This window comes from Streptomyces sp. NPDC020747, assembly GCF_044334695.1.
Taxonomy (GTDB): Bacteria; Actinomycetota; Actinomycetes; order Streptomycetales; family Streptomycetaceae; genus Streptomyces.
The window spans coordinates 1-14,012 of record NZ_JBIRTJ010000012.1 but is presented as its reverse complement, the minus strand read 5'-3'; the positions used below and the strand labels follow the sequence as shown (position 1 = coordinate 14,012).

The window sequence follows — 14,012 nt, the reverse complement described above, 5'->3', positions numbered from 1 at the left end:
TGTCTCTGTGTGTCGGCTGGTGCGGCGCTTCTTCCCGCTCCACCCCCCATTCCGGACCGGCTGCACCCAGCTGGTCCGCTCGCCGTCGGCCCTCACCATGGGCCGGCTGTCGCAGGAGGAGAAGACATTGTCCGGGTATCACCGTTCCACCCACCGGCGCAGACGCGCCGCGGCCCTGGCCCTCACGACCGCGAGCTCGCTGCTCGTTCTCGGAGTGCAGGCCGGACCCGTATCCGCCGCACCCGCGGATCCCGGTTCTGCGAAGATCACCGCCACGCCGCGTGCCGGTGCGGCGCAGACCGAGCTGTCACCCGCCAAGCGCGCCTCGCTCCTCAAGAGCGCGAACGCCACCGCCGGTGACACGGCCGAGCAACTCGGCCTCGGCTCGCGGGAGAAGCTCGTCGTCAAGGACGTCATCAAGGACGCCGACGGCACGACCCACACCCGCTACGAGCGCACCTACGCGGGACTTCCGGTCCTCGGCGGCGACCTGGTGCTGCACCTGAAGAACGGCCGGACCACCACGTCCAAGGCCACCCGCGCCACCATCGCGGTGCCCACCACCACGCCGAAGATCTCCGCGGCCGGCGCCGCCACCAAGGCGCTCGCGATCGGCAAGGCGGCCGACGTGGAACGGTCCGAGGTCGAAGGCAAGCCCCGGCTCGTCGTCTGGGCCGCCGGCGGGTCCAAGCCGGTCCTGGCCTGGGAATCCGTGGTCGAGGGGTTCCAGGAGGACGGGACGCCCAGCGAACTGCACGTCGTCACCGACGCGGCCTCCGGCAAGGTCGCCTCGAAGTACGAGAGCGTGCACACCGGCACGGGCACGGGCCAGTACAACGGCTCGGTTCAGGTCGGCACCACGGCCTCCGGTTCGTCGTACCAGATGGTCGACGGCGATCGCGCGGGGCAGCGCACGTACGACCTGAACCAGGGCACCTCCGGCACCGGCACACTCTTCACGGATGACAACGATGTCTGGGGTGACGGCACCCCGGGCAACCGGCAGACAGCCGGTGTGGACGTCGCCTTCGGGGCAGCCGCGACGTGGGACTACTACAAGAACGTTTACGGCCGCAACGGCATCCGCAACGACGGTGTCGCCGCCTACAGCCGCGCCCACTACGGCAACAGCTACGTCAACGCGTTCTGGCAGGACTCATGCTTCTGCATGACGTACGGCGACGGATCGGGCAACGCCAAGCCGCTGACCTCGCTGGACGTGGCGGCCCACGAGATGACCCACGGAGTCACCAGTGCCACCGCCAACCTGACGTACTCGGGGGAGTCGGGCGGCCTGAACGAGGCGACCTCCGACATCTTCGCCGCGGCGGTGGAGTTCAACGCCGGTCTGACCGCCGACGTCCCCGACTACCTGGTCGGCGAGAAGATCGACATCAACGGCAACGGCACCCCGCTGCGGTACATGGACAAGCCCTCCAAGGACGGCTCGTCCCGTGACAACTGGGACGCCTCGCTGGGCAGCATCGACGTCCACTACTCCTCCGGTCCCGCGAACCACTTCTTCTACCTGCTGTCCGAGGGCAGCGGAGCGAAGACCGTCAACGGCGTGAACTACGACAGCCCCACCGCCGACGGCGTCCCGGTCGCGGGCATCGGCGTCGAGAACGCGGCCCGGATCTGGTACCGGGCGCTGACGACGTACATGACGTCGTCGACCAACTACGCGGGCGCCAGGGTCGCGACCCTGCAAGCCGCGAGTGACCTCTTCGGTGCCTACAGCGACACCTACCTCGCCGTCGCCGCCGCCTGGGCGGGCATCAACGTCGGCGACCGCATAGCACTGGGCGTCAACGTCTCCCCGATCGACGACCAGACCTCCGGTGTCGGCCAGGAAGTGTCCCTGCAGATCGACGCCTACACCACCAACGCGGACGCGACGCTGACCTACGAGGTCACCGGGCTGCCCGACGGCCTGACCGCGAGCGCGGGCGGGCTGATCTCCGGGGTCCCGACCACGACCGGCACCAATGACGTCACCGTGACGGTGACCGACAGCACGGGTGCGAGCGTGTCGGACACCTTCGAGTGGCGGGTGGCGTACGTCTACGGCAACTCGACCCGGGTCGACATCCCCGACGTCGGTGCCGCGGTCGAGTCGCCCATCACCATCACGGGCCGCCCGGGCAACGCCTCGGCGACCACGGAGGTGTACGTCAACATCGTGCACACCTACCGGGGTGACCTGACGGTCGATCTGGTCGGACCCAACGGGACCGTGTACTCGCTGCTGAACCGCAGCGGCGGCTCGGCCGACAACGTGAACCAGACCTTCGTCGTGGACGCCTCGGCGCAGCCCGTCGACGGCACCTGGAAGCTGCGGGTCCGTGACGTGGCCTCGATCGACGTCGGCTACATCCAGCAGTGGAGGATCACTCCCTGACCCACCACCCGCTCTCACGCCCGCCCGGACCGCGCCATGGTCCGGGCGGGCGTTCGCGTCGTACCTCTCAGCCGTACGTTCCGGTCCAGCCGTACGTTCCGGTCGCCCGTAGCGCTGTGGCGGGTCCGGGATCGCCTCTAGGTCGTTTCTGATGGCTCTTGGTGGGCTGGGTGGATCTCGGCGGTTGCCGGGCAGGACGCTCGTATGGTGCGGCGACACGAGCTCACGGACGCGCAGTGGCAGAAGATCGAACCCCTCCTGCCCGGCAACGGCAGGCCGGGTGGGCAGTGGGCGGATCACCGCAGGGTGATCAACGGGGTGCTGTTTCGGGCCCGGACCGGGGTGCCCTGGCCTGATCTGCCGGAACGGTACGGTCCTTGGCAGACCGTCTACGAGCGGCATCGCCGCTGGTCGGCGGACGGCACCTGGGAGGCCGTCCTTGAGGAGTTGCAGATCGAGGCGGATGCCGGTGACCCGGACGGGGCGCTTGCCCGCCAGGTGTCCGGGCAGGAGTGGGCCGTGAACATCGACTCGACTTCCTGCCGGGCGCATCAGCATGCGGCCGGGGCGCCCCGCAAGTCTGCGGCCGACTACCCGCAAAAGGGGGCGGGGCGCGTGAGGAGGCCGATGGGCGCGAGGCGTTGGGGCGCTCGCGGGGCGGGCTGACCAGCAAGGTCCATCTGCTGTCCGACGACCGGGCCCGCCCGCTGCACTGGCTGACGTCGCCCGGGCAGCGAGGTGACAGTCCGATGTTCGCCCCGGTGCTGGACGGCTTACGCGTCCGGCGCCGCGGACCGGGCCGCCCGCGCAGCCGGCCGGACCGGGTGCGCGGAGACAAGGCGTACTCCAGTCGCGACAACCGCGCCTACCTGCGACGGCGCGGGATCAAAGCCACCATCGCGCAGCCCGACGACCAGCGCGCCCACCGCAAGCACCGCGGACGCTTGGGCGGCCGACCCCCGACCTTCGACAAAACCCAGTACAGCCGCCGCAACGCCGTCGAGCGGTGCGTGAACAAGTGGAAACAGTTCCGCGCGGTGGCCACCCGGTACGACAAGCGCGACTACATCTTCAACGGCACCCTCACCGTCACCGCGATCGTCATATGGCTCCGCGACACCGTCCAAGAGCCATCAGAAACGACCTAGCCTCGGTGGTAGGGATGGCCCTCCCGGCTTCGGCCACGGAGGCAGTACAGGAAAGGCGGACCGATGGACTACTACGATCTCGGCACCCACAACCGGCCCGTGACGACAACGTCCCCCGAGGCCCAGAAGTGGTTCGACCGCGGCCTGGTCTGGTCGTACGCCTTCCACCACGAGGAGGCCGTCTCCTGCTTCGAGGCGGCCGTGGCGGCGGATCCCGACTGCGCCATGGCCCACTGGGGCATCGCCTACGCCCTGGGCCCCAACTACAACAAGCCCTGGGAGTTCTTCGACGGCGAGGATCTGGCCCGTACCGTCGACCGCACCCACGCCGCCGTCGAGCTCGCACAGCAGAAGGCAGCCGGCGCCACCTCCGTCGAACAGGCACTGATCGGCGCGCTGCGGGCCCGCTATCCGCAGGCGGAGGCGGTCGAGGACTGTTCGGTGTGGAACGAGCCCTACGCCGACAGCATGCGCGCCGTGTACGAACTCGCCCCCGACGACCTCGACATCGCCACGCTCTACGCCGACGCGCTGATGAACCTCACCCCGTGGCAGCTGTGGGACCTGCGCACCGGCGAACCGGCCGAGGGCGCGCGCACCCTCGACGCGAAGGCGGTCCTGGAACGGGCGATCGCCACCGAGGCCGGGGCGCGACACCCGGGCATCCTGCACATGTACATCCACCTGATGGAGATGTCCTCGGCCCCCGAGACCGCGCTGCCCGTCGCGGACCGGCTGCGCGGCCTGGTACCCGACGCCGGTCACCTGCAGCACATGCCCACACACCTGGACGTGCTCTGCGGCGACTACCGGCGCGTGGTGTCCGACAACAGCACGGCGATCGCCGCCGACGAGAAGTACCGCGCGCGGGCCGGAGCGATGAACTTCTACACGCTGTACCGCTCGCACAACTACCACTTCAAGATCTACGGCGCGATGTTCCTCGGCCAGTCGAAGACCGCCCTGGAGACCGCCGCCCAGCTCGAAGCCTCCATCCCGGAGGACCTGCTGCGGGTGCAGAGCCCGCCCATGGCGGACTGGCTGGAAGCCTTCCTCGCCATGCGGGTCCATGCGCTGATCCGGTTCGGCCGCTGGTCCGACATCGTGGAACTGCCGCTGCCCGCCGACCCGAAGCTGTACTGCGCGACGACCGCGATGCTCCACTACGCCCGCGGAGTCGCGTTCTCCGCCACCGGCCGGGTCACCGCGGCCGAGACCGAACGCGAACTGTTCCGCGCGGCGGTCACCCGGGTACCTGAGACGCGCATGCTGTTCAACAACACCTGCGCCGACATCCTCGCGATCGCGTCGGCGATGCTCGACGGCGAACTTGAGTACCGCAAGGGCAACCACGAAGCCGCCTTCGCCGCCCTGGAACGGTCCATCGAACTGGACGACAACCTCCCCTACGACGAACCGTGGGGCTGGATGCAGCCCACCCGCCACGCGTACGGCGCCCTGCTCCTCGAACAGGGCCGCGTCGCGGAGGCCGAAGCCGTCTACCGGGCCGACCTGGGCCTGGACGACACGCTCCCGCGCGCCCTGCAACACCCCGGCAACGTCTGGGCCCTACACGGCTTCCACGAATGCCTCGTCCGCCTCGGCAAGGCGGGGGAGGCCCAGATCGTGGCCCAGCAACTGAAGATCGCCACGGCGCTCGCGGACGTACCGGTCGAGGCGTCCTGCTTCTGCCGCCTCGACGCGGTCAACGGCGGTGCGGACAAGGGGTGTTGCTGAGGGTCCTCCGAACCGAACGCTCGGCAATCGGCCACGCCGCCCATCCGTACGAACGGGCGTGTGCGCGTGCGTGTCACGGCATGGACGGCGCGAATCCGTAGGCGGTTCGACATCCGGACAGGTCCCTGTGGTGCCTCGCCCGGCAGCGTGGGTCGGCCCGGGCCTACCAGGTGAGTTCCAGGGAGCCGCCCACCGGCAGGGCGTGCCAGCGGTCCGCGTACTCGTCGAGGCGGGCCACGATGTGGTCGACGACCGGGGGGACCTCGTGAGCGCGAAGGTAGGCCGGGAGGGACTTCGCGTGGCCGCGGCGTACCTCCCAGACCGGCACCGCGATGCCCGCCAACTCCTCCGAGCGCGCCATGTCCGCCCGCGCCTGCGGGGACGCCTTCACCGGCTTCGACTTGCGGCGGCGTGAGGCCCTGTTCCTTTCGGCGGGGTCCGCGGGCCAGAAGAGGCCGTTGTCACCGGCGGCCAGTCGCCCGTACACCCCGAGCTTGATCCCCGCCTCCGCCTCGACCAGGAAGTGCACCAGGTCGTGCGGCAGGTACGGATGTCCGCCGGGGCCGTTGCGCGGGGCCAGCGCCGCGCCGGTCTCGCGGTGCACCGCGATGCCGTAGCTCGTACTTGGGCCCTTGGTGAAGACGATGCGCATGGCAGGCACGCTAGTTGCCGGGCCGGCATCACCGCACCCCGTTTTCCTCCAGCCCCGACCCCTGGAACCGGACGCAGCCGCAGGCGGAAACACCAGGTCAGATGTCCAGGGCGCTGAGGTCATGGCGTAGGACGGTGCGAGCCGCTTCGGTTGCCACTTTGTGCTCCTGCCTGGCGGCCGTGTAGTCGGGGGACGGCACGGTGGAGCCGGCGGCGAATACCTCGCGGATCTTTCGAAGCGAGATGAACTACGCGTCGATCGCCGATGCCACCTCGTCGGTTGCGGTGAGGATCAGCCGTTCCCGTGCTTCATCACAACCCGACTCCCGGAACACCTGCCGAATCCTGGCCGCTTTTGCCTGCGGATTCGCATCGTCCTCATCGGCGGCCAACCGCATGTCCTCGTCCGCCCTTTGAAAGGCAACGAGGCAGTCCGCGTACATGTTCCGGAGATCCTGCAGCCGGTTGTCCCTGGCGGCGTGCCGCCAGCGCACCTGCTGTGTTCTGGACACGGGGCGCGCCAACTCCCGGGCCTGGCGACAGTCGGTCTTCGGAGCAGTCAACCTGCACACCACCGCAACCGCGATGGCGGCGTTCTTCTCCCGACTCACCAGCGAGGACGGACCCGTACGAGAACTGCTGGGGCCGCAGCTGCACACCGAGCTCCTCACCTCCCAAGTCACCGATCACGATGAGGTGTTCGGCACTGGGATCACCTGGACGCTGGGCTTCGTACGCGACAAGGGAAAGATCGCCAAGGGCGGGATGGGAGGCTCGGCGGCCTGGTGGTCGAGCCGACACCAACATGGCTGCGCCTATCTGACGCGCCGCTTGGACGACCACTCCAGGGCTGCCCAGATCGCCGCGGCCTTGGACGACGACCTGACCGTCGTGGGCGAGGACTGAGCAGCCCCGAGCAGAGCGGAGACCTGACCAGCCTGGGCATCACCGACTTTGTGTGGGTCGATGCGGCACCAGACCTGTCCGGAGGGCCACGGCCACGGCGGTCGTGCGGTTACGGCAGTTCAGCTTGGCGAAGATGTGAGCGACGTGGCGTTTGACCCCGTGCTCCGATATGCCCATGTCGCGAGCGATCTGACGGTTGCTCATGCCCGCCGCCATGCCGCTCAGTGTTTCCACCTCCCGCGCGGTGAGCGAAGGCGCGGAGATTTCCGAGGCGGCCGAGTTGCCGGCCAGGTGGAGCAGTTGGCGAACGGCGTGCCGGGAGACCGCGACCGTCTCGTCGGCTCGGTGAGCCAGGGCTTCGGCCACCGCCGGGCCGCGAAGATCCTCGCTGTGCACGACGGCGTCCAGGGGAAAGCCCAGCAGATCCTCGAATCGTTCGCGGGTCTGCATGCGCAGGATCATGACGACATGCGTGTCATGCCGGGTCAGCAAGTCCACGAGGGGCGCTACATCGTGATGGTTGACCTCGGAGGAGACGACCAGGGTCAGCGGGGCACCCAGACCGCCGACGGGAATGCTCGCCGAGGTAGCGACCGATGTCACTGGTGCGGATGGGCTGGATTCCTCCAGGGCCTGTCGGATCAGGATCCGGGAGGTGGGGTCGGGATCGATCAGAAGGATGTGGCCGTCCGAGCGGTTCTTCGCTGGTGGGCCGTACTGTTCGGACGTTGTGTTGCGGCCCCCCCCGTGGCCGCAGTCATAAGCACTGTGCCTGACGACAACAGGAACGGTCTTCCCCCACGACGATGCCCCTCCCGATAGACAACGAACAATGCTTGTCATCGGAAAGTACTATCGATCGCCGTATTTACATAGTCAAGCAGTTTGAAGCGACCCGCCACCCGGCCGCCTCGGGGGAAACGGCCGGGTGGCGGGCGTTGCGTGGGCGTCTGATGAACGCCGCTTGACCTGGAGCGCCAGATGGCAGGCAGTCCCGGGTCAGTGCGCGAAGACCGGTCCTTGTGACGGGTCGGGGCGCCCACGCGGGAGTAGCAGCGCGCCGGCGACAGCGGCGCCCAGTGAGATCACCGCGCAGGCCAGGAACGCGCTGCCGAAACCGTTCACCGACGGGGCCGAATTCCCTCCGGTTTCCAGACTCGCGCCCGCGACCGCGGCCACTACGGCCACGCCCAGGGCGGCGCCCATCTCGTGACAGGTGTTCACCAGGCCCGAGGCGAGCCCCATGTCCTCGTGCGGCAGGTCACTCATCGCGCTGGTGGTGGCGGACACGAACCCGGCGCCCAGGCCGATCGCGACGAGCAGGAAGCCGGGGAGCACCTGGGTCCATGCGCTCCCGCTCTCCTCGACCCGTGACAGCAGCAGGCTCCCCGCGGTGCCGAGTACGAATCCGGTGGTCGCCACGGGGCGCCAGCCGAACCTACCGATCGCCTGCGAACTCAGGTGTGCGGCGAGCGTGATGGCGACCGCTACCGGAAGGAAGACCAGTCCGGTCTTGAGGGCACTCAGCCTCAGGACGTGCTGCAGGTAGAGCGAGCAGAGGAAGAACATGGAGATCAGTACGCCTGACGCGGCGAGCATGACCACGCTGCCGCCGACCAGGTTGCGGCGCGTCAGCACGGAGAGCCGGACGAGTGGTGCGCGGACCGACTTCTCCACCGCTACGAACACCCCCGCACAGACCACCGCGCCCGCCAGGGGCAGCAGGCTTGAGGCCGAGCCGAAGCCGTGATCGCGGGCCTGGACGAGTCCATAGATCAGCAGACCGGGCGCGGCCGTCATGGTGACTGCGCCGGCCAGGTCGATGCCTCCGGGGGAGTCCTGACGGTGGCCCCCGGAGCGCTCCGCGTTCTCCTTGAGCACGATGGCGACACAGACGAAGACCGCCGCCCCGATCGGGACGTTGATGAAGAACACCCACTCCCAGCCCAGGCTGGTGGTCAGCAGACCTCCGAGCAGTACTCCGAATGCGGCACCGCTGCCTCCGATGGCTGCCCACACGCCGAGCGCACGATTGCGCTCGGCACCATGGAACATCGACGTGATGATCGCCATCGCGGCGGGCGACAGCATGGCTGCGCCCACACCCTGAGCGGCGCGGGCGGCGATCAGGGTTCCGCCGTCCTCGGCCAGACCGGACGCCAGGGACGCAGCGGTGAAGACGAGCAGTCCGGCGAGGAACATCCGTTTGCGGCCCACGGTGTCACCGGCGCGGCCGCCGAGCAGCAGCAGACTGCCGAAGCACAGGGTGTACGCCGTCACCGCCCAGGTCAGTTGGCCAGCGGTCAGGGCGAGTTCGTCGCCGACCGTGGGCAGGGCGACGTTGATGACGGTGACGTCCACGATGAGCAGGAACTGAGCCATGCACAGCAGCGCCAGCGTCGCCCAGCGGTGCGGGACAGGCGGGCGGATTTCGTGCTCATGGTGCTGTGCTCCTGGATGGGCGGGGCCGTGGGGTGGGCTCTCCTGGGTCACCGGTGCTCCTGATCTCTAACAGTGCTGTAAGGGTTACCGTAGCGAGGTCGACTCCTAAAGTGAACAGTGATGTAAAGATTTCTCTGGCCGTCGTACCGGGTTGATGCCGTCCTGCTCGTCGGCATCCGCGACCGCTCGCCGTTGCGCATGGTGTTGTGCCCCCTGGGTGAGGTCGGCCTTGCTCGTTTCAAGCGATCGTTTTAGATTGAGGGCATGGCTGAGAAGGACGCGTCCACGCCCTCGGGTACCAAACACCGGATTCTCGATGTCGCCGAGCAGCTGTTCGGCGAGCGTGGTTACGCGGCGACCTCGACTCGCGCGGTGACCGAAGCCGCCGGCGCCAACGTGGCTGCGGTCAATTACCACTTCGGGTCGAAGGAAGGACTGCTGCGTGCGGTGGTCGGACGGGCCATGCGGCCGGTCAACGAGGAGCGGCAGCGCCTGCTGGACGACTTCCTCGCCGGCGAAGCCAAGCCCGAAGTGGCCGACCTCGTCGGTGCCTTCGTTCGTACGGGTGCGAACCTGACGCGGCAGCGGAAGGACGGAACGCCGGCTGTCGTACGCCTCCTCGGCCGGGTGATGGTGGAACCGGACCCGGAGATCCGTCACTTGTTCGCCCAGGAAGTCGAAACGGTGGAAGGCCGCTATCTGGAGGAGTTGATCCGAGTCCTGCCCGCGTTGTCGCCGGACGAGGTGACCTTCCGCTACCGCGTCATGGTCGGCCTCCTCGCCCTGCATCAGGCAGGTGCCCTCGCCGACCTCGCTCCGCACGGTGTTGCCGCGAGGTCCGCCCCCGAGCCGACGGAGTCGGACAAGGAAACGGAGCGACTCGTGGACGCTGTGCTGGCAGTCTTCCAGGGCGCGTAAAGCGGTACGGGCTCAGCGTGTTGCCACCGCGCCCTGTCGTGCCGCGCCCGATTTTCGTCAGAGGTCGAGCGAATGGCCTGCTTCGACTGCTCCGGCCATGATTTTCGCCGCGTAGTCGGTATCCGTGTACTCCCTGATGGACGTTATGCGGTCCCCCCGGACCTCGTAGACGTGCGAGTACTGGTTGTTGTAGACCGCGCCGTGGAGCAACCGGCCATGGCTGACAGCCTCCGCGCAGACGACATCGCCTTCGGCGACCATGCGGGTGATCTCTGTCCGAGGCTCACCCGCTTCGAAGATCGCGAGCATTGTCGGGAGAATCCGCTCCAGGACCACCTTCTTCTCGTGTGAGCCGGCTCCCGGAATATCGCGTGCACACACCGTCCATGTCGCGTCATCCGCGAGGAGCGCATCCAGGCCGGAGAGGTCCTGGCGATTGAGCGCGTCGATGAAAGCGCGAACCGTTTCCTTGTTCTTCTCGGTGCTGCCCTGCGGAGTCAACACGGTTACCTCCCGTGGTCGTTGGTGCTGTGCACCTGGTTGCGGCGCTCGGGGCGCCTCCCGTACGGTAGTTCAAGCGAGCGTTTGAATCAATCGTTTACATCGGCGGGCCTCCGCCTCACTCGGGCATGGCCGCGCAAGGAGCGAAACATGGAGAAAGCGCAGGGGACGACTCCGTCTCCCGTGGCGAGCGCGCCGCCCGGACTGGCGCGACGGCGGCTTGTTCTGGCCGTCATGTGTGTGGCCCTGATGATGATCGTCAGCATGGTCGTCGGTCTCACCGTGGCGCTGCCGGGCATTGCCGGAGACACCGGAGCCAGTCAGGCCGAGCTGCTGTGGATCATGAATTCCTACGGTCTCGTCTTCGCCGGATTCCTGCTGCCCGCCGGAGCCCTGGGTGACCGATACGGGCGCAAGGGCATGCTGCTGGCCGGTGTGCTCGTCTTCGGAGCGGCGTCGGCGGCGGCGATGTGGGTGGACGATCCGAGCGTGCTCATCCTCTTACGGGTGGTGGCCGGTGTGGGATCGGCCATGATCATGCCGATGACGCTCTCGATCGTCACCACCATCTTTCCGTCGGAAGAGCGGGCGGGGGCCGTGGCGATCTGGTCGGCGGTGGCCGCAGGCGGCGCGTTGATGGGTCTGTTGATCTCCGGCGCTTTGCTGGAGGCGTTTTCCTGGAGGTCGACGTTCGCGGTGAGCGCCGGACTTGCGGTCGTGTCCGGGGTGCTCGTTCTCGCGGTCGTTCCGACCTCGAAGGATCCGGACGAGACCCCCGTGGACGTGGTCGGCGCACTGCTGTCGGTCGTCGGGCTCGTGGCCATCGTGTACGCGATCATCGAAGGACCCGAGCGCGGCTGGACCGATTTCGCTGTCGTGGTGGTGGCAGTCGGTGGTGCGGGGGCTCTGTTGGCCTTCGTGCTGTGGGAGCTGCGTGTCGAACATCCGTTGCTCGACCCCCGGTTCTTCCGTATCGGTGCCTTCGCCGCCGGTTCGGTCGTGATCGTCATGGCGAGCGTGGCGATCTTCGGCCTCTTCTTTGTGATGCTGCAGTACCTGCAGTGGATCAAGGGCTATTCGCCGCTGGTCGCGGGCCTTGCTCTGATGCCCATGACCGTCGCTGTCGCTGTGGTCTCGCCCGCGGCTCCCGTTCTCGTACGGCGCTTGGGCCTGCGGGTCGTGATGACGGTGGCCATGACGATCATGGCCGGGGGTATGGGAGTTCTGGCCACTCTGGACAAGGACTCCACTTACCTTCCCGTGCTGTTGGGCACGTCGGTCGTCGGTGCGGGGATCGCCATGTGTCTGGCCCCGGCCACCGACTCGATCGTCGCCTCCCTTCCGGCCTCGAAGCAGGGCGTGGCGTCCGCTGTGAACGATGTCACCCGCGAGGTGGGCGGAGCATTGGGCATCGCAATCCTCGGCAGTGCTTTCAACAGTGGTTACCGTTCCGGTGTCGGTGAACGCAGCGACTCGATCCCTCCGGAGTCGCTGGCGGTGGTGCGTAACTCCATTGATGCCGCGCTGGCCATCGCAGACCGGATCGGCGGAAGTGCCGGCGCCCGGGTGGCTGACGCGGCCGGCTTTGCCTTTGCCGACGGACTGGATCGGGCGATGCTCGTTGCCGCGGCGTTCGTGGCGGTCGGTGCGGTGGCCGTCCTGCTCCTTGCTCCCGGCAGGGCGGAGAGTATTCGCCTCCAGGAGAAGCAGCCCGGCTGACCGACAGCGTTCGATAGTGGCCCTACCCCGTCGGCGGCCAGGATCCGGAGTCAGATCGACATCCCGCCGTCGACAGGGAGCACAGTGCCTGTCACGTAGCCGGCCTGATCGGACGCGAGATACGCCAAGGCCCAGGATATTTCGGCTGCGGGAGCGAAGTATCCCGCTGGAATGATGTCCTGGAGTCGTTCGCGTTGCTCATCGGGCAGGGCCGTGATCATTCGGGTTTCGGCCACGGGGGATATCGCATTGACGGTGACACCGAATCGCACGAGCTCCTTCGCCGCCGTCTTGGTGAGACCGATGATCCCCGACTTCGCGGCGGAGTAGGCCGTCTGACCGACGTTGCCGTGCATGCCGGCGTACGACGTCACGTTCACCACACGGCCCCAGCCTTGCCGACGGAAGTGCGGAACGCTGGCACGAATGAAGCGGAAGGGACCTCCGAGGTGCACTGCAAGCACCGAGTCCCAGTCCTCGTCGGTAAGGTTCCAGATCATCCTGTCCCGGAGAATTCCTGCATTGTTGATCAGGATGTCGATCCGGCCGGTGTCCGAGATGACATCCGACACGACAGTGTCGACTTCCTGTGTGCGAGTGACGTCGACTTCCGCGAAACGGGCACCGTCCAGGCTGTCGGCCGCTTCCTTGAGCCGGGCCGCGTCACGGCCGACGAGCCATACAACGGCTCCCGCGCTGTGGAAGAACCTGGCCGCCGCCAGGCCGATGCCACGGCCGGCGCCGGTGATGACCACCGTCCGTCCGGTGAAGTCATAGGTGACGTGCAAGAGTTGTCTCCTTGCCAGGTGAGGATCACGTTCATTGGATGACGAAGTCTTCGGGCCCACACCAACGGACCAGGGCGGCTCCGTAGTTGAGTCCGCCGCCGAACGCAGTCAGCAGCGCGAGCTGGCCTGGGCGCAGCCGGCCCGAGTCGACCGCCTCCCGCAGGACGAGAGGAACGGACGCACCGGAGGTGTTGCCGATGCGCTCGATGTTCGTCAGTGTCTTGTTGCGCGGTTGGCCGAGCGCGTCAACGATTCCGTGCACCAGATTTCGGTTGGCTTGGTGCAGGGCGAAGAAGTCGATGTCGTCCAGTTCCAGACCGGCCTTCAGTACGAACTCTCGGATGAAGTCAGGTATGACGCCGAGGACGAACTCCTTGATCTCGTTTCCCCGCATGGTCGTGAAGTTGTCCCCGAACGCGGACTTCTTAGGCAGCCCGTGCCGGTCCGCGCGTAACTCGCGAGCTGCGTACACCGACGAGTAGTGATCGGGGTCGCTGCGCAGGAGGACGTCTCCTATACCCTTTCCTGGGAGCGTCGGCTCCAGGATGTAGCAGGCCGCCGCGTCGCCGAAGATGACACCGACCGTGCGGTCCTCCGGGTCGAAGAGCTTCGATCCCACATCCGTGAGTACTACGGCAACGCGTGGATAGTCTCCGGAGGAGACGTACTTCGCACCGACATCGAGTGCGAATACTGCTCCCGGACACCAGGGTCATTGCATGATCGGGATCTGTCTGGGTTCGTCAGGTGAGGCCGAGGGCTCGTAGGGGCCGGTGGTAGTCGCGGCCGGTGTGGCGGAGG

Annotated in this window: 13 protein-coding genes and 1 pseudogene; 6 read left to right on the top strand and 8 right to left on the bottom strand. The window is 67.6% G+C overall.

Annotated elements, in window-relative coordinates:
• The first annotated feature begins 97 nt into the window (after nt 1-97).
• The 3 genes from ACH4YP_RS28930 (at nt 98) to ACH4YP_RS28920 (ending at nt 5,286) form a co-directional block, all read left to right on the top strand.
• Nucleotides 98-2,401, top strand: a complete 2,304-nt coding sequence (locus ACH4YP_RS28930; protein ID WP_398493809.1) for a M4 family metallopeptidase — start codon at nt 98-100, stop codon at nt 2,399-2,401.
• A gap of 207 nt (nt 2,402-2,608) precedes the next feature.
• Nucleotides 2,609-3,549 (top strand): IS5 family transposase gene (locus ACH4YP_RS28925; RefSeq protein WP_398493807.1). Its coding sequence is split into 2 segments (ribosomal slippage): nt 2,609-3,002 and nt 3,002-3,549, totalling 942 coding nucleotides; the frame shifts between segments, so codons are not numbered across the junction.
• A gap of 63 nt (nt 3,550-3,612) precedes the next feature.
• Entirely contained in the window at nt 3,613-5,286 is a 1,674-nt protein-coding gene (locus tag ACH4YP_RS28920) for a hypothetical protein (protein WP_398493439.1), read from the top strand.
• 163 nt (nt 5,287-5,449) lie between these two features.
• On the opposite strand, the gene ACH4YP_RS28915 is transcribed toward ACH4YP_RS28920, so the two are convergent.
• Nucleotides 5,450-5,938, bottom strand: coding sequence for a hypothetical protein (locus ACH4YP_RS28915; RefSeq protein ID WP_398493437.1), 489 nt, complete (start codon nt 5,936-5,938; stop codon nt 5,450-5,452).
• 247 nt (nt 5,939-6,185) lie between these two features.
• Nucleotides 6,186-6,449: a hypothetical protein gene (locus ACH4YP_RS28910; protein ID WP_398493841.1), complete on the bottom strand. Its 264-nt coding sequence runs from the start codon at nt 6,447-6,449 to the stop codon at nt 6,186-6,188.
• Here ACH4YP_RS28910 and ACH4YP_RS28905 point away from each other — a divergent pair.
• Nucleotides 6,379-6,843, top strand: a complete 465-nt coding sequence (locus tag ACH4YP_RS28905) for a serine hydrolase (RefSeq protein WP_398493435.1) — start codon at nt 6,379-6,381, stop codon at nt 6,841-6,843. The two genes, ACH4YP_RS28910 and ACH4YP_RS28905, sit on opposite strands and share 71 nt — an antisense overlap.
• Nucleotides 6,844-6,882: 39 nt before the next feature.
• Here the strand turns inward: ACH4YP_RS28905 and ACH4YP_RS28900 are convergent, their stop codons facing one another.
• Together ACH4YP_RS28900 and ACH4YP_RS28895 are read right to left on the bottom strand one after the other, a co-directional pair.
• Nucleotides 6,883-7,686, bottom strand: coding sequence for a response regulator transcription factor (locus ACH4YP_RS28900; RefSeq protein WP_398493433.1), 804 nt, complete (start codon nt 7,684-7,686; stop codon nt 6,883-6,885).
• 156 nt (nt 7,687-7,842) lie between these two features.
• Complete coding sequence (locus ACH4YP_RS28895) at nt 7,843-9,336, bottom strand: MFS transporter (RefSeq protein WP_398493431.1); 1,494 nt, start codon at nt 9,334-9,336, stop codon at nt 7,843-7,845.
• Nucleotides 9,337-9,549: 213 nt separating this feature from the next.
• Between ACH4YP_RS28895 and ACH4YP_RS28890 the strand changes: the two genes are divergently transcribed.
• Nucleotides 9,550-10,203, top strand: a complete 654-nt coding sequence (locus ACH4YP_RS28890) for a TetR/AcrR family transcriptional regulator (RefSeq protein WP_398493429.1) — start codon at nt 9,550-9,552, stop codon at nt 10,201-10,203.
• 57 nt (nt 10,204-10,260) lie between these two features.
• On the opposite strand, the gene ACH4YP_RS28885 is transcribed toward ACH4YP_RS28890, so the two are convergent.
• Nucleotides 10,261-10,707 carry a nuclear transport factor 2 family protein gene (locus ACH4YP_RS28885; RefSeq protein WP_398493428.1) on the bottom strand — a complete coding sequence of 149 codons (447 nt, stop codon included), beginning with the start codon at nt 10,705-10,707 and terminating at the stop codon, nt 10,261-10,263.
• A gap of 147 nt (nt 10,708-10,854) precedes the next feature.
• Between ACH4YP_RS28885 and ACH4YP_RS28880 the strand changes: the two genes are divergently transcribed.
• Nucleotides 10,855-12,423, top strand: coding sequence for an MFS transporter (locus ACH4YP_RS28880; protein WP_398493426.1), 1,569 nt, complete (start codon nt 10,855-10,857; stop codon nt 12,421-12,423).
• A gap of 50 nt (nt 12,424-12,473) precedes the next feature.
• Here the strand turns inward: ACH4YP_RS28880 and ACH4YP_RS28875 are convergent, their stop codons facing one another.
• From ACH4YP_RS28875 to ACH4YP_RS28865, 3 genes and pseudogenes are all read right to left on the bottom strand, one after another.
• The gene (locus ACH4YP_RS28875; RefSeq protein ID WP_398493424.1) at nt 12,474-13,211 is read right to left on the bottom strand and encodes an SDR family oxidoreductase; all 738 of its coding nucleotides are present in this window, start codon (nt 13,209-13,211) and stop codon (nt 12,474-12,476) included.
• Nucleotides 13,212-13,242: 31 nt separating this feature from the next.
• Nucleotides 13,243-13,713: a 3-oxoacyl-ACP synthase III family protein gene (locus tag ACH4YP_RS28870; protein WP_398493806.1), complete on the bottom strand. Its 471-nt coding sequence runs from the start codon at nt 13,711-13,713 to the stop codon at nt 13,243-13,245.
• Nucleotides 13,714-13,905: pseudogene (locus ACH4YP_RS28865) on the bottom strand (ketoacyl-ACP synthase III); the annotation flags it as partial.
• Between the last annotated feature and the right edge of the window lie 107 nt (nt 13,906-14,012).

Coding starts and splice junctions, on each gene's coding strand:
- ACH4YP_RS28930 (WP_398493809.1), top strand. CDS start 98: ATGGGCCGGCTGTCGCAGGAGGAGAAGACATTGTCCGGGTATCACCGT.
- ACH4YP_RS28920 (WP_398493439.1), top strand. CDS start 3,613: ATGGACTACTACGATCTCGGCACCCACAACCGGCCCGTGACGACAACG.
- ACH4YP_RS28915 (WP_398493437.1), bottom strand. CDS start 5,938: ATGCGCATCGTCTTCACCAAGGGCCCAAGTACGAGCTACGGCATCGCG.
- ACH4YP_RS28905 (WP_398493435.1), top strand. CDS start 6,379: ATGTTCCGGAGATCCTGCAGCCGGTTGTCCCTGGCGGCGTGCCGCCAG.
- ACH4YP_RS28900 (WP_398493433.1), bottom strand. CDS start 7,686: ATGACAAGCATTGTTCGTTGTCTATCGGGAGGGGCATCGTCGTGGGGG.
- ACH4YP_RS28890 (WP_398493429.1), top strand. CDS start 9,550: ATGGCTGAGAAGGACGCGTCCACGCCCTCGGGTACCAAACACCGGATT.
- ACH4YP_RS28880 (WP_398493426.1), top strand. CDS start 10,855: ATGGAGAAAGCGCAGGGGACGACTCCGTCTCCCGTGGCGAGCGCGCCG.